The organism is Streptomyces erythrochromogenes, from assembly GCF_036170895.1.
Taxonomy (GTDB): Bacteria; Actinomycetota; Actinomycetes; order Streptomycetales; family Streptomycetaceae; genus Streptomyces; species Streptomyces erythrochromogenes.
In genome coordinates, this window is record NZ_CP108036.1 from 689134 (window position 1) to 703133 (window position 14000).

General features: G+C 71.6%; 15 protein-coding genes. 10 read left to right on the forward strand and 5 right to left on the reverse strand.

What is annotated here, in order from left to right; translation table 11 throughout:
- The first annotated feature begins 298 nt into the window (after window positions 1–298).
- The gene (locus tag OHA91_RS03305; RefSeq protein ID WP_328738536.1) at window positions 299–1042 is read left to right on the forward strand and encodes a LysM peptidoglycan-binding domain-containing protein; all 744 of its coding nucleotides are present in this window, start codon (window positions 299–301) and stop codon (window positions 1040–1042) included.
- Here OHA91_RS03305 and OHA91_RS03310 read toward each other — a convergent pair.
- Window positions 1039–1959 carry a squalene/phytoene synthase family protein gene (locus OHA91_RS03310; protein ID WP_328738537.1) on the reverse strand — a complete coding sequence of 307 codons (921 nt, stop codon included), beginning with the start codon at window positions 1957–1959 and terminating at the stop codon, window positions 1039–1041. The two genes, OHA91_RS03305 and OHA91_RS03310, sit on opposite strands and share 4 nt — an antisense overlap.
- A gap of 70 nt (window positions 1960–2029) precedes the next feature.
- Window positions 2030–3724 carry a serine/threonine-protein kinase gene (locus tag OHA91_RS03315; protein WP_328738538.1) on the reverse strand — a complete coding sequence of 565 codons (1695 nt, stop codon included), beginning with the start codon at window positions 3722–3724 and terminating at the stop codon, window positions 2030–2032.
- 123 nt (window positions 3725–3847) lie between these two features.
- On the opposite strand from OHA91_RS03315, the gene OHA91_RS03320 reads away from it, so the two are divergent.
- Window positions 3848–4780, forward strand: a complete 933-nt coding sequence (locus OHA91_RS03320) for a tyrosine-type recombinase/integrase (protein WP_328741063.1) — start codon at window positions 3848–3850, stop codon at window positions 4778–4780.
- 245 nt (window positions 4781–5025) lie between these two features.
- Here the strand turns inward: OHA91_RS03320 and OHA91_RS03325 are convergent, their stop codons facing one another.
- A complete protein-coding gene (locus tag OHA91_RS03325; protein ID WP_266495661.1) occupies window positions 5026–5310 on the reverse strand; it encodes a chaplin in 285 nt (94 codons plus the stop codon).
- 276 nt (window positions 5311–5586) lie between these two features.
- Between OHA91_RS03325 and OHA91_RS03330 the strand changes: the two genes are divergently transcribed.
- From OHA91_RS03330 to OHA91_RS03365, 8 genes are all read left to right on the forward strand, one after another.
- A complete protein-coding gene (locus OHA91_RS03330) occupies window positions 5587–6051 on the forward strand; it encodes a DUF3618 domain-containing protein (protein ID WP_266495658.1) in 465 nt (154 codons plus the stop codon).
- Window positions 6048–6314, forward strand: coding sequence for a DUF4235 domain-containing protein (locus tag OHA91_RS03335; protein ID WP_328738539.1), 267 nt, complete (start codon window positions 6048–6050; stop codon window positions 6312–6314). The genes OHA91_RS03330 and OHA91_RS03335 overlap by 4 nt, the downstream gene beginning before the upstream one ends.
- Window positions 6315–6393: 79 nt before the next feature.
- On the forward strand, window positions 6394–6696 hold the full coding sequence (locus OHA91_RS03340) for a hypothetical protein (RefSeq protein WP_328738540.1): 303 nt from the start codon (window positions 6394–6396) through the stop codon (window positions 6694–6696).
- Window positions 6697–6853: 157 nt separating this feature from the next.
- Window positions 6854–7234, forward strand: a complete 381-nt coding sequence (locus OHA91_RS03345) for a hypothetical protein (protein ID WP_328738541.1) — start codon at window positions 6854–6856, stop codon at window positions 7232–7234.
- 442 nt (window positions 7235–7676) lie between these two features.
- Window positions 7677–7874 carry a hypothetical protein gene (locus OHA91_RS03350; protein ID WP_328738542.1) on the forward strand — a complete coding sequence of 66 codons (198 nt, stop codon included), beginning with the start codon at window positions 7677–7679 and terminating at the stop codon, window positions 7872–7874.
- A gap of 267 nt (window positions 7875–8141) precedes the next feature.
- On the forward strand, window positions 8142–9836 hold the full coding sequence (locus tag OHA91_RS03355) for an alkaline phosphatase D family protein (RefSeq protein ID WP_328738543.1): 1695 nt from the start codon (window positions 8142–8144) through the stop codon (window positions 9834–9836).
- A 903-nt stretch (window positions 9837–10739) separates the two neighbouring features.
- Window positions 10740–11615 carry an IS5 family transposase gene (locus tag OHA91_RS03360; protein WP_328738544.1) on the forward strand — a complete coding sequence of 292 codons (876 nt, stop codon included), beginning with the start codon at window positions 10740–10742 and terminating at the stop codon, window positions 11613–11615.
- Window positions 11616–11794: 179 nt separating this feature from the next.
- Window positions 11795–12055, forward strand: coding sequence for an isoamylase early set domain-containing protein (locus OHA91_RS03365; protein WP_328741064.1), 261 nt, complete (start codon window positions 11795–11797; stop codon window positions 12053–12055).
- 567 nt (window positions 12056–12622) lie between these two features.
- On the opposite strand, the gene OHA91_RS03370 is transcribed toward OHA91_RS03365, so the two are convergent.
- Together OHA91_RS03370 and OHA91_RS03375 are read right to left on the reverse strand one after the other, a co-directional pair.
- On the reverse strand, window positions 12623–13000 hold the full coding sequence (locus OHA91_RS03370; RefSeq protein WP_328738545.1) for a hypothetical protein: 378 nt from the start codon (window positions 12998–13000) through the stop codon (window positions 12623–12625).
- A 204-nt stretch (window positions 13001–13204) separates the two neighbouring features.
- On the reverse strand, window positions 13205–13795 hold the full coding sequence (locus tag OHA91_RS03375) for a hypothetical protein (RefSeq protein WP_328738546.1): 591 nt from the start codon (window positions 13793–13795) through the stop codon (window positions 13205–13207).
- Between the last annotated feature and the right edge of the window lie 205 nt (window positions 13796–14000).

Genomic DNA, 14000 nt, shown 5'->3' on the forward strand with positions numbered 1-14000 from the left:
CTATTGACCCCGAGGGGCCGACCTGCCCCTGAAACCGTGATGTCAGTCACGCGGAACACGTCAACATCATTTCCCGCAAGAGGCCGATTCCCTTTTCCCGGAAAGGGAATCGGCCTTTTCGTCGAGATGGCCACAAGGTCATTTTCGGGATGGTTTGCGAGATGTCGATCTATCGGTGGAATTCGGGGCTTGTTCCCGCCCGGCGGGCTCACCTACGGTCACCTCACTCCAGGTGACGGGCGGCCGAATACGGCCCCGCCACCCGGGTCTCCCGTCCCCCCACGTGAGGAATTCCGCCATGCCTGCAAAGGGTAAGCACCGCCGGCCGAAGCAGAACCCGATCACCCGCAAACTGGCCCTCGCAGGCACAGGCGGCGCGGCTCTCACGCTCCCGCTGATCAGCGCGACCACCGCAGGAGCGGTAGGCACCAGCGCCCCGGCAGCAGCGGTGACGACCGTCACCGCGGCCACCGTGGTGAACGTGGCGGCAGCCCCTCCCACCACGTATTCCGTGGTCGTCGGCGACACCCTTTCGGAGATCGCCGCGGACCACTCCGTCAGTGGCGGATGGAAGCAGCTCTACGAGGCGAACCGCGCGGTGGTCGGCGACAACCCGTCGGTCATCCGGCCCGGTACCAAACTGACCCTCGGCGCCCAGGAGAAGGCCGCCACGGCCGCCAAGTCCGCGGCGAAGACCGCCGCCAAGCCGGCTTCCTCCTACGCGAACAATCTCGACGGGTGGATCCGCGAGTCCCTCGACGTGATGGCCAAGCACGGTATTCCCGGAAGCTACAACGGAATTCACCGCAACGTGATGCGGGAGTCCTCGGGCAACCCCAAGGCGATCAACCTGTGGGACATCAACGCCCGGAACGGAATCCCCTCCAAGGGTCTGCTCCAGGTCATCGACCCGACCTTCAAGGCCTACCACGTGCCCGGCACTTCGCTGGACTCCTACGACCCGGTGGCCAACATCACCGCGGCCTGCAACTACGCGGCCGCCCGCTACGGCTCCATCGACAACGTCAACGGCGCCTACTAGCGGCTGCGGGAGCGGCCCCGACCGGCCGCCGCGGCGCGCAGCAGGATCCGCAGGGGCGCCGTGAGTCCGTAGCCGACGTCGCGGCGCAGCGCGCCGGCGCCGACCCGCTCGACGGCCGCCAGCTGGTGCGCCATGAGGTCCGACATGGTGGCGATGACGGGGCGCAGGCCGGGCTCTGCGAGGTCGAGGAAGCCGTGGGTCGCGTCGAGGGCCGCGCGGGCGCGCCGGGTCTCGGCGGCGAGGAGGGCCCGTACGGCAGGGGTGTCACGGGCCGCTTCCAGGTCGGCCCGGGTCACGGAGTGCTCGTCGAGGCGGGCTCGGGGGATGCAGAGCCGCCCGTCGGCCAGATCGCCGTGGAGGTCGGCGAGGAAGTCGACGCGCTGGGCTGCGTCTACGAACCGGCGCCAGCCGGCGGCCTGTTCGGGATCCGGGCCGCCCTGGTACTGCAGGCCGGTGAAGACCAGCACCCCGGGCCAGGCGTACGCGTCGAGGTAGGCCTGGAAGTCCGCCTCGTCGGCGAAGCCGTCGAAGGCGGCCTCCGCCGTGGCGGCGCCCGCGAGGAAGCGGGCCACCCAGTGCTCGGGCAGGCCCCGGGAGTCCACGGCGTGGGCGTAGGCCCGCAGCACGGGGTCGGGGCTGTCCCCGGACTTCAGGGCGGCCTCGACGCGCTCGGTCAACGCGGCGAGGCCGGAGGCCCGTTGCTGCGGGGTGCCGGTCTCGGCCACGTCGTCGACGAGGTTCATGAAGGCGAGACCGGCTGCGAGGGCCGGTACCAGGGGCGGCGCGGCGAGCAGTCGCAGGGCCAGGTACGGCGCGGGTTCGCGACGGAGCACCCGGCGGGCGGCCTGCGTGTAGTCGTCCCGCAGCCGGGTGCCGGATATCCCGGCCGCCGTGAGGGTGGTGCGCCAGCTGGGCATGGTGGGTCGGGCTCCTCGGTGTACGCCTGGGTGGGGGACGGTACGGGCAAGCGGGCTCAGGGGCCGGGGCTCAGCCGTAGACCTTCCTGAGGCTGCCGTCGATGCCCCAGAGGACGTAGCCGCCGCGCCCGTACTCGTCGCTGAGGTAGGTGCGGATGGAGGGCGTCCGGTCCATCATCCAGGGGTCGATGATGACGTGGCGCGAGGTCGGCTTCTCGACCTTCAGCTCCTTCTTGGCCTGCTCCAGCAGGCCGGGCAGCGTGTCCCAGTTGACCGCGGCCATGTCGATCAGCGGCTCCCCCTCCTCGACCGTGCCGTCCGGGCCGGTGCGGCTGGCCACGCCGTCCCGGTACTGCCAGGAGTCGACGGTCTCGGCGCCGGCGGCCGTGGGGATGGAGGCGAGGATGTAGCCGTCGTAGAGGGTCATGTCGACGAAGGTGGTCGTGCCCGCCTGCTTCTTGAACGCCTCCAGCGCGGTGCGGACGTTCCCCGGCGTCATCATGCTGCCGCGGGGCGCGTCCGCCTTCTGCGCGCTCGCCCTCGGGGCGGGGGCCGAGGAGGCCTCCCGCACGGGCGGGGTGGCGGAGGCGGTGGCGGCGCCGCCCTTCGCCTTGTCGTCGCCGGAGTTCCCGTCGGGCAGCAGTTGGACGATGCCGAACATGCCTGCCGCCAGCACCGCGGTGAGCGCGGCACCGATCAGGGCCGGACGCCGGCGCGGCGCGGACGCCACCGGCACGGGCCTGGTGGCGGCCGCGTACGGGGAGGCTCCCGAGCCGTACGGCGGCGGGGTGTGCGGGGTGCCGGCGGGCGTCGGCGCGTAGGGACCGAACTGCCCGTACGGGCCCGGCACGACCGGGGAGGCGACCGGGGAGGCGACCGGCGGCGCGGCAACGGGCGCGGCACCGGCACCGGAACCGAGAGCGGCGCTCGCGTCCCGGAGCAGTCGTTCCAGCTGTGCTCCGTCGGGGCGGGCGGCCGGGTCCCGCACGAGGAGCCGGTCCAGTACGGGCCCCAGCGCGCCGGAGCGCACCGGCGCGGGGATCGGCTCGTCGAGCACGGCGACGACCGTGGCCAGGCTGGTGGCCCGGCGCAGCGGGTTGGTCCCCTCCGCGGCCACGTAGAGGAGCATGCCGAGCGACCACAGGTCGGAGGCGGCCAGCCCCTCCTCGCCGCGGACCCGCTCGGGTGCGATGTACTCCGGGGAGCCGATCAGCACGCCGGTCGCGGTCAGTCCGGTGGAGTCGTGCAGCGCGGCGATGCCGAAGTCGGTCAGCACGGCCGACCCGTCGGGGCGCAGCAGCACGTTGGCGGGCTTCACGTCGCGGTGGAGGATCCCCTCGGCGTGCGCGGCGCGCAGCGCGGACAGCACGTCGAGGCCGAGCCGCGCCACCTCGGCGGGCGGCATGGGTCCGGACTCCAGACGGTCGTGCAGGGAGCCGCCCCGCACCATCTCCATGACGATCCACGGGTGGCCGTCCGTGCCCTCGGCGGGCTCGACGATGTGGTGGATGGTCACGACGTGGGGGTGGGCGAGACGGGCGAGGGCGCGCGCCTCGCGGACGGCGCGTTCGCGCATCTGGTCGGCGAGGCCGGGCTGGGCGGCGGCGGTCGCCGGGTCCGGCGGCCGCACCTCCTTGAGCGCCACCTCGCGGTGCAGGGCGATGTCGCGCGCCCGCCAAACGGTACCCATGCCGCCGCTGCCCAGGGGCGCGACCAGTTCGAAGCGCCCGTCGATCAGCTGTCTGCCGGCCTCACTCGTGTCCATGGCGGATCATCGTAGGCGCCGCCACCGTCAGCAGCGTCGGCGGTCCACCGTGACCGTGCCCTGGGCGGTGGCGACCGTGCGGTCGTAGCATCCGCCGGGCTCGGAGAGACCGAACTGGACTGGCTGCCCGGCTATGAGGACTCCGCCCCCGTCCGGGTCGGCAACGGCGCCGCCCACCAGCTCCAGCTCGGCGTGTACGGCGAGCTCGCCATGGCCCTGCACGCCGCCCGCCAGGCCGGGCTCGGCGCATCGGAAACCGCCGCCCACCTCCAGATCAAGCTGTGCGCCTACCGCATCCCCCTCAATCCCTGCCGGGGGCTGGATTCTGCTCGACCGCCGAAAAGGCCACCGACGAACAAGGAGGCGTGGGGCCCGTCGGTGTTCCGGGATGTACGTGTGGCCCTCCACCCGCGGTACCGCGCCCTCGCTGATCTCGGCGTCGCCGCTGGCCTGCGCCCCGGCGAGGCGTTCGCATGGAGCCCCGACGATCTGCGGGACGGCTGGCTGTATGTCGACCGGCAGCTCCAGAGCATCGGGGCGCGGCACTGGTTCAAGCTGCCGAAGAGGGACAAGACCCGCCGTCTTCCCGTGCCGACGGAGTTGGAGGAGGCCCTGCTCGCCCACATGGAGGAATTCCCATCCGTAGAGGTGACGCTGCCCTGGGTCGACGCGAGCGAACCCACCATGGCATGGGAGCAGAGGCAGCAGGTGACGGTCCGGTTGCTCACCACTACGGCGTACGGCAACCCGATCACCAGCAACATCTTCCGGACCGACAACTGGAATCCGGCTCTGGAGGAAGCCGGGCTGGTGAAGCGGCTAAACCGGGCCGACGGGACGCCTCGGGATGCTTGGAAGGGCACGGAGCCGTTCACATTCCACGCTTTGCGGCACACCTACGCCTCGGTTCAGCTCGGCGCAGGCGAGACGCCGGTGACGGTGGCGGAGTACATGGGCGACACCGTGGAGACCGTGCTGGAGACCTACGCGCATTTCATCCCCGACGTCGGCGGCCGGGGACTGGAGGCCATGGGCAACTTCATGACGGTGGCATGATCATGTCTCAACTGCACCGGGCCGCCCCACGCGACCGAGGTCCGGCACGGGACCGGGAAGAGCGGAACCCGCTCCCCCGTGGCCTGGCTCGGCTGGCTGCACGAGCTGGCCCCTTCATGAGAACGGCCTCCCCTAGGAGGATGAGGGGAGGCCGTTCTACACCGGGCTGTGCGCTGCGGCTGGTTCAGATGACGGCGCTGGATGTGCCGGCGCGACGAGCGCGCCGGGTCCAGGACTTGCTGCTGTCAGTTCTTGCCGTGGTGGTCGGCCTTGTGGTGCCCGTCCGAGCCGCTGGCGTTGATGCAGGTGTTGCCGAAGGCCGGGTTGAGGAGCCCGACGATGTTGACGGTGTTGCCGCAGAGGTTGACCGGGATGTGGATGGGCACCTGGACGACGTTGCCGGACAGGACACCCGGGGAGCCGATGGCAGCGCCCTCTGCCGTGGCGTCGGCGGCGGCCATGCCGGCCCCGCCTGCAAGGACGGCACCAGTGGCGGCGGTAACGGCTACGGCCTTGGCGAAACGGAACATCAAGATCTCCTTGAACTCACTCTGGGGGTACGGACGACGTTCCCCACAACGGCCGAATGCGCCCGCCCGTCACGGACGATGGGCCGAACCGGTGAGCTCGAGGAGCGTCCGCTCAGGACCCAGACCGCGACCGCCCGAGCCGTCGGGCCCGCTGACCGGCGCGGCAACACAGGAGCGAGGCCGTGGGCCGCCATCGTGCAGCCATCGGCCCCCGCACCCGAGCAGGCCGTCGACGCGTCAGGGCCGATGTGGCCGAGATCAAGGAGAAGGCACACCATGACCGATCAGCCTCAGGGCGATGAATCCGCACCTACCCCCGAAGAGCTGCGTGAGCAGGTCGAGCACACCCGCCAGGAACTCGGCCAGACCGTTGAGGCGCTCGCGGCCAAGGCCGACGTGAAGGCGCAGGCCAAGGAGAGGGTGGCCGAGATCAAGGAGCAGGCCGCCGAGAAGACCACGCATGTCACCGGCCGGCTCCGGGAGAAGGCAGGGCAGGCCGCTCAGTTGGTGAAGGACAAGACTCCCGATCCGGTCCTCGACAAGGCAGCCCACGCCGCGGCGCAGGTACGCGACACCGCGACCCGGGCCGGACACCTCGCCGCCGAGAAGACCCCGGACCCGGTCCGCAAGAAAGCCGCGACGGCCGCGACCATGGTGCGGGCCAACCGCACCCCGCTGATCGGCGCGGCTGCCGCGCTTGCCGTCTTCCTGCTTCTGCGCCGTAGCCGGAGGCACCGGTGAAGGCCGCCAAGATCGTCTACAAGCCGGTCGGCCTGGCCCTGGGCGCCGAGGGCGGCATGGTCGCCGGCGTGGCCTTCAAACAGGCGTGGAAGATGATCGGCCACGACGACGATGCCCTTGACGCCACCGACGAGAACCGCACCTGGCAGGAGGTCCTGTCCGCAGCAGGCCTGCAAGGTGCGATCTTCGCCGTCGTCAAGGCCGCCGTCTACCGGGCAGGATCCGCCACGACCAGGCGCCTGACCGGCACCTGGCCCGGCTGAACCCTCCAACGGCGGTGCCGGCCCAGAGCTCGAGGGCTGACACCCCAGACCCTGCAGCCCGAAACCATGGAGGAATGTCGTGGCCGCGCACCACCGGCTGCCCGCCATCACCGCCGCCGCTCTCACCACCGCCATGCTGCTCGCCCGCTGGCGGGCAACCCGCGCGGCCCACGACGCACACGGAGCAAGCGCTGCCAAAGCCCCCTGGCGACGCACAGCACCCCCACCGGCCGCCGCCGGCACTGCGGACGACCGCGTGGCCGCCCCGCACACCTCGTTCATGGGGCCCGCCCTGCGGGAAACCGACGCCCACCTCGAGCAGTACTGGAACAAGCTCAAGTTTCTCTACCCTCAACGCGACGACGAGCGCCGTCACGGGTAGAACCAACCGCGCTGCCGCAGGGGACTTCCCCTGCCGCCGCCCGGTTGCCCGGTTCGGCCCGCCAGGGTTGCCCGGCGGCGGAGACGCGTCGAGTATCGAGGAGACCATTCGTGCCAAGCGTGCCTCTGGTGCCAACCGTGCTGACTGAGGAGCCCGGGTGGAAACGTTTCCGTTCGACAGCTGGGCCCTTCGCTGGGCGGTCCACGCCAAAAGCGTGTCGCACGGCGAGGTGGTCGCCGGGCTCCTGATGGATCTCGCCGCTGACCCGCGCGGCGTGTACCTCTCTCCATCGGTCGCCTTCCCGCTGGCCCCCGCCGCCCGGGCCCTCGGGGTACCGGCCGTCCTCGTGCGTACGGCCCTGCACCAGCTCTCGGAAGCCGGCCTGGTCCGCCTCGGCACCGAGGACGACCACGAGGACGGGCCGCGGGTGAGAGTGACCCTCCTTCCACCGTTCCCGGAGGTCACCGCGGGCGCGGACTCCCTCGCACCGTCTCCCGCCGGCCCACCCGAGCCCGAGGCGGACGACACCGGCCCGTGAGCACGGGTGACGGGCCGCCATCGGCCGAAATCCCCCTCCGCGACGCCACGGCAGCCCGGAAGGCTCATGCCTGCTGACGGGACGGTGAGTTCTCCGACCTGTCACGGCACGCCTCAAGCGGGCCTCGCCGGGCTGCCAGTCGTTGAAATCGCCAGCCCGCTGACATCCCCCGGGCGGGGTGTCGGCGGGAAGGATGAAGGCGACGTCGGCGCGGTCGTTGCGCAGCGTGCGCTCCAGCATGGGGAGCGGCTCCTGACGGCGCGGGCGGGTGGGTTGCGCTCATCTTCGGCACCGGACCCGCGTCCCGCATACCGACACCTCAGCGCCCCGCCCGGAAACACCACCTCCCGCCACCTTCCGTGGCAGAAAATGTGCGCAATGTGATGTTTCGTGTGAGCTTGATAGAAGAAATCAGCATCCCACGCATCGAGGAGTCGCCGTCATGGGCGGTCAGCAGGACAAGCGTCAGGAGCCGGGCAAGGGCCGCGAGGAACAGCAGCGACCCCAGCGGCCCGGCCAGAACCCGGTCCACCCCGAGCCCGGCGCCCCCTCCCGCGGCGGCCAGCGCCCCGCAGAGATCAAGCGGCGCCGCGAGGAAGACAAACTCCAGGGCGAGCGCGAGCGCGACGAGGGCGTCTGAGCGAAAGCGGTACCCACGCGCGCAGAGCCCCGGCCGGGCCCGTAGTCACCCGCCGGGGCTCTGTCACGCCGCCGACGGCTCGGACAGGCCCGCCCTACGCCGTACCGGGCCCCCCGACGCGCGGTCCGTCGCTGCCGACCCGCTGCTCCCGTGTCCGGCAAGTCCGACGCGGGGTGGCGGGGCAGCACAACGGCGCCGTTTCCGCCACCGTTCAGTACTGTACGGAGCGGCCGTCCGTACCGGGCGGAGCTCGGAAGGAGACTTGCGATGGCCGGTCTGAGACTGGGCCCGCTCCTGCGACACGTGGACTGGGAGTCGGGCACGAGTGCGACGGTGTGGGTCGAGACCGACCAGGCGTGCACGGCAGAGGTCCGGTGCCCGGGCGGCGGCGGTGGTTCGGCGCCCACGTTCCGCGTCGCCGGCCACCACTACGCACTGGTGGTCGTGACCGGACTCACCCCTGGGTCTGCCACAGCGTACGAGGTGCTGCTCGACGGCGAGCGGGTGTGGCCCCTCCCGGACTCGCCCCAGCCGCCCAGCACCATCCACACTCCGCCGGTCCCGGCGACGGGCGCGGTGGTCGCCTTCGGCTCGTGCCGGTGGGCGGCGCCGGCTGTGGGCGAGTCCGATCCGGTGGGCCCCGATGTCCTCGACACCCTCTCCGCCCGGCTCGCCGCCGACCCGGAGGCCGAGCGTCCGGACGTTCTCCTCCTCCTCGGCGACCAGGTGTACGCGGACGAGACGTCCGCCGACACCAGGGCCTGGATCGCTCGGCATCGGCGAGCCGCTGGCACCGGCTTGGCAGCCCCGCCGGACCAGGTCGCCGACTACGAGGAGTACACCCACCTCTACGACGAGTCCTGGGGGGACCCCGAACTGCGCTGGCTGCTTTCGACCGTACCCAGCTGCATGATCTTCGACGACCACGACGTCATCGACGACTGGAACACCAGCGCCGCCTGGGTAGCCGACATGCGGGCAACGCCCTGGTGGCACGAGCGGATCACCAGCGGCCTGATGTCGTACTGGGTCTACCAGCACCTCGGGAACCTCTCCCCCGCCGAGCTCGCCGAGGACCAGCTGTACGCGGCGGTACTGGCGGCCGACGACGGCACGGAGGTGCTGCGCGCGTTTGCCGAACGCGCCGACGCCGACCCGGCGACGGTGCGCTGGAGCTACCGCAGGGACTTCGGCCGCACCCGGCTCCTGATGGTCGACACCCGGGCCGCGCGGGTGCTGGAGGAGCAGCACCGGGCGATGCTGGACGCCGAGGAGGCAGCCTGGCTGCGGACGCAGGCGTTCGACAACCCCGGCGGCGTCGACCACCTGCTGATCGGGACCTCGCTCCCGTGGCTGCTGCCCCCGATGGTCCACTTCGCGGAGGGCTGGCACGCGGCGCTCTGCCGGGGCGAACGCGGTCCGCGCTGGGCGCGCTTCGGTGAGTGGCTGCGCCGGCGGGCGGACCTGGAGCACTGGGCGGCGTTCACTACCTCGTTCGAAAGGCTGACGAAGACGGTCGCCGAGGTGGGGAGGGCCGATGCCGCCCCGGCAACCGTGTGCGTGCTCTCCGGGGACGTGCACCACGCGTATGTGGCGGAGCCTGTCTGGACCACCGGGCGGCAGCCGCGCTCCCGTGTCTTCCAGTTCACCTGCTCACCCCTGCACAACTCTGTGCCCGCAGCCATACGGGTGGGATTCCGTTTCGGCTGGAGTCGGTTCGCCAAGGGGATCGGACATCTCCTCGCCCGCCACGGACGGGTCGCGAGACCGGCGGTCCGGTGGGGGCGCACCGGCGGACCGTGGTTCGGCAACCAGTTGATGACGCTGACACTGCGCGGACGTACGGCGCGGCTGCGGCTGGAGAGGGCCTCGCCGGGTGCCAAGCGGGGGCGCCGCGGGACCGACCGCGCGGGAGCACGGCTCGTCGGCGTCCTCGACCGCAGTCTGACGGACGGAAGCTGACGCCCCACCGGAAGGTCCCTCATGACCTTATTGGAGGCCCCGCAGTGAGGCCGCCCCGCCGCCAACAGCGAGTCCAAGCTTCGCGAGATGTTCGGGAGGCTGCAGGCCAAGCACGGGACCGTCTCGGTCCCGCCACCGCCAGCCGGCCTCCGTCGGTACCCCTCCCGCTGGCGGGCCGGCGTTGGAGGGCTTCGAAGGACAGCCGTCCGGCTGTGGTGTGCCCGACGACGAGCTCGCCGTCGAGGACCAGGCCCTCGGGGAGTTGGTTGCTCGGCGGCCGTGAAAGGTCGGGGAAGCGGTCCTGAACCAGGGAGCCGAGCCGGGTCTGCAGAGCAGCCGGCCGCTGAGACCGGCGAAGAGGATCGGGCGGTGGCCGTCGAACTTCTGCTCTGCCGCGAAGCCGCTCGCCAGGACGCCGGAGCCAGGAACGTACTCGGCGGCCTGGGCGAGCATCGGCTCGAAGGGCGGGGTGAGAACCCCTCGGGGATGGCCTCCTTGACCGCCGCTTCGGGCCTGGCACCCGACAGCCTCCCCCGGCCAGGCATGTATGGCGCGTGGATACGGCCAAAGGGCCCTGCTGAGTCAAGCTCCGGGGCGGGCGGGGTGGGGCTGTGACGACGAGCCGGCGCACAGCTGGCCCGCTGCCGCTCTCCGAGTGGCGCAGGGCCCGGCCGGTGTGGCTACCGGGTAGCCGGGCCCTGCCTGCATGGGGCAACCTGTCGTCCGGTCTTCCCATCTGGACTGTCACACGCGGGGGTGCCTGGGTCGTGCCGGGTGTGGCGGGTGGGTGACCCGGTGGCCGGTACGGCGACGTCATCGGGCCCAGCTCATGCCCGACGTGGAGCACGGGTCCGTTAGGCCGTGTATCGAAAGTGGATCTTGGGCTGTGAATGATCACACGTCATGGGGCGGGGAAATCTCACGGACGAGCAGTGGGCGGCGCTGGAGCCGCTGTTGCCGAAGGGCATCAGGGCGGGGAGGCCGCCCGTCTGGCCTCGACGCCAGTTGATCGACGGCATACGGTTCCGGGTCCGAACCGGTGTTCCATGGCGGGATATCCCGGTCGAATACGGACCGTGGAACCGGGTCTACGACCTATTCCGCCGGTGGCAGCGGGACGGCACCTGGCACCGGATCCTCACCCGCCTCCAGTCCCTGGCCGAGGCGAAGGGTGCGATCACGTGGGACCTGAGCGTCGACTCCACGGTCTGCCGCGCCCATCAGCACGCGGCCGGGGCCCGCAAGCAGGGCGACCTGCAGAAGGAACCACCGGGCGGCATCTTCACCGAGCCTTGTGATCACGGGCTGGGGCGCTCGCACGGCGGGTTCACCACCAAGCTCCACTTGGCCGTCGAGCAGGGCCAGAAGCCCATGTCGATCGTGATCACGGCAGGACAGCGCGGGGACTCGCCGCAGTTCGAACCCGTGCTGGAGAAGGTCCGCGTGCCCCGCATCGGGCCGGGCCGGCCACGCGTCCGCCCCGATCGGGTCCGCGCAGACAAGGCGTACGCCTCCCGCAAAAACCGTTCCTACCTGCGCCGCCGTGGGATCCGCTGCACCATCCCGGACAAGGCCGACCAGGCACGCAACCGCCAGAAGCTCGGCTCCCGCGGGGGCCGGCCGCCGCATTTCGACCCGGCCGACTACCGCCAGCGCCACGCGGTCGAGTGCGGCATCAACCGCCTCAAGAGACACCGCGCTGTCGCCACGCGCTACGACAAGCTCGCCGTCCGCTACGAGGCAACGGTCCTGGTCGCAACCATCAACGAATGGCTGTGACCAGGGTCTTCAAGACCCATAAGGGCCGCCCCTGAAGTACATACTCCTGTGCACTCGGGGACGGTCACCGCGCCCGTGCGCGGCATCGGAGCGGTCGCCAGGTGCCATCCGTTCGGCCAGCGCCCGCAGCGTCTCCAGGCCGGCCAGCACCTCCGCGCGATGGTCCGAGACCTTCCGCCCTGCGCAAGAACTCCGCCAAGGTCACCTTCGTCCTGCCCGCCGACACCCCCGCGGCCGAGGTCAGCGTCGTCGGCGACTTCAACGACTGGCGCCCCGGCGTTCACGCCCTCACCCCGCGCAAGGACGGCAACCGGGCCGTCACCGTCGAACTTCCCAAGGACAGCACCCACTCCTTCCGTTACCTCGCCGCCGGCGGCCACTGGTTCAACGACGACACCGCCGACGACCAGGACGGCCCCAACAGCCGCATCCACACCTGACGCGCGCGGCCTCGGGCATCCACGGGACCAGCCCATGACGACTGGCCCCGGCCTGAAGGCCAGTCGCCGTCTCAGGAGCCGGCTGTCGGTGTCCGGCCGTCGCGCAACGTGACAGCCCCAGCGCCCCCGTGATCTCCAGCAGCCGCTGCGGCTGGTGCGGCAGCGGCCCGGCCAGGGCCAGGGAGCGGCCGTTGTTCAGCCGGATGGGGACGTTCAGGAACGACGAGTCGGCAAACGTCACCCCGGCGACGTCGACCACCAGGAGGCGCGCCCCAGCGGCGTCGTGATCACAGGCGGCCGCCAGCTTCCCCGTCGCGTCCAGGTTGGAACTCACCGGTGCAGACGACCACCCACACGCCGTCCGGCTCGGGCCTCACCGCCACCCTCGGCGACTCCATGCGTACCTCCCACAGGCCAAGCCCCCGTTGAGCCGCTGCGCCGCAGGGCTCGGCAGTCGGAACACCACGCCGGGCCAGCAGCTGCGGGCCGAAAGAGGGCCGGGGCCGCGCCTCCTCCCGCCCCCGATCTGCGAATCGGCGTGTCGCTGGAGGAGCATGGCGCCCGTGCTCATGAGCCGACGGTATCGTCCGCCTCGCGCCGGTCGGCGGGAGACGGCGCGAGGGAGTCCGCGCCCGCGGTGACCTCCGGGAACGGTGGAAGGAGGGTCACCCTCACCCGGGGCCCGTCCTCGTGGTCGTCCTCGGTGCCGATACGGACCAGGCCGGCTTCCGAGAGCTGGTGCAGTGCCGTACGCACCAGGACGGCCGGCACCCCCAGGGCCCGGGCCGCAGGAGCCAGCGGGAAGGCAACCGACGGAGCGAGGTACACCCCGCGTGGATCAGCAGCGAGATCCACCAGCAGAGCGGCCACCACCTCGCCGTGCGACACGCTCCGGGCATGGACCGCCCACCGGCCCGCCCAGCTGTCGAACGGAAACGTTTCCACCTCAGGCCCCTCAGGTAGGCACGGCGGCACCGCAAGCACGCCCGGCGCGAATGGTCTCGACCCTCGAGCGTCCTGGGAACAGGGCAACCTCGGCGAGCTGAAACCGCGCAGGCCGACGGCGGTGAAACGCCTCGTTCGTCCAGGCCGCAATCGCCGCATCGACCTTGGTGATCCGTTGTCAGGGCGCAGGTGCGGTCGGGCGTCTCAGTGCGTGGGGCTCCAGTGGCGCACCACGTAGGGGGCCAGGGTGCGGGCGCGTCGCAACATTCCGTAGAGCTGCTGGGCGGGGCGTTGTTGCTCGCTGTGGACGGCGTTGAGGACGATCAGCCCGCAGGTCAGGGCCGGCACGGCCCACTGGGCGTAGGACAGGCGGCGCTCGGCCTGTCCGGTGTCGACGGGGATGTGTTCGGCCTTCTCGGCGTCCTGGGGGTTGCCGGAGGAGGCGAGTTCGATCGTCTTGCCGAGGACGCGGGTGTAGGCGGTTGCGGCCAGTGCGGCGCCGGTCAGGACGGTCTTGGCGATGGTGGAGGCGGCGACGCCCTGCTGGGTGACCACCCGTGTGGCGTTGGCCGCGAGCAGGCCGGTGGAGCCGACGAGATGCACGCCGATCGCGGCGGCGCCCACGGGCACCCACATCGCCCACCCTGTGCTGGCGATCCTGGCACCTTCCTCCCAGCTGTTGCCCTGGGCCTTCGCGGCGCCGTTGAGGCCGACAGCGCCCATCAGGGATCCTCCGAACCAGGCGGCCAGACCCACGTCGTGGAGGCTGCGCAGGACGGTGTTGCGTTCCGACATGGGTGACTCCTCGCGCGTGGAAGTGCCGACAGGCCGCGGGCACTCCCGCCACCGTCACCCCGCGAGCCTGTCCGTGCCAGTGCGGCTGGCCCGAACGGCCGCGCGCACGTACGCCCGGCCCCGAGGACGGTTCCGCGGATGGCGGAGGCCGACTTCGCCGCCGACTGGCTGCCACGCGCTTGCCGGCCAGCGGCGGGTCGGGCTC

Coding starts and splice junctions, on each gene's coding strand:
- OHA91_RS03310 (WP_328738537.1), bottom strand. CDS start 1,959: ATGCCCAGCTGGCGCACCACCCTCACGGCGGCCGGGATATCCGGCACC.
- OHA91_RS03375 (WP_328738546.1), bottom strand. CDS start 13,795: ATGTCGGAACGCAACACCGTCCTGCGCAGCCTCCACGACGTGGGTCTG.
- OHA91_RS03325 (WP_266495661.1), bottom strand. CDS start 5,310: ATGTTCCGTTTCGCCAAGGCCGTAGCCGTTACCGCCGCCACTGGTGCC.
- OHA91_RS03330 (WP_266495658.1), top strand. CDS start 5,587: ATGACCGATCAGCCTCAGGGCGATGAATCCGCACCTACCCCCGAAGAG.
- OHA91_RS03350 (WP_328738542.1), top strand. CDS start 7,677: ATGGGCGGTCAGCAGGACAAGCGTCAGGAGCCGGGCAAGGGCCGCGAG.
- OHA91_RS03305 (WP_328738536.1), top strand. CDS start 299: ATGCCTGCAAAGGGTAAGCACCGCCGGCCGAAGCAGAACCCGATCACC.
- OHA91_RS03315 (WP_328738538.1), bottom strand. CDS start 3,724: ATGGACACGAGTGAGGCCGGCAGACAGCTGATCGACGGGCGCTTCGAA.
- OHA91_RS03355 (WP_328738543.1), top strand. CDS start 8,142: ATGGCCGGTCTGAGACTGGGCCCGCTCCTGCGACACGTGGACTGGGAG.
- OHA91_RS03360 (WP_328738544.1), top strand. CDS start 10,740: ATGGGGCGGGGAAATCTCACGGACGAGCAGTGGGCGGCGCTGGAGCCG.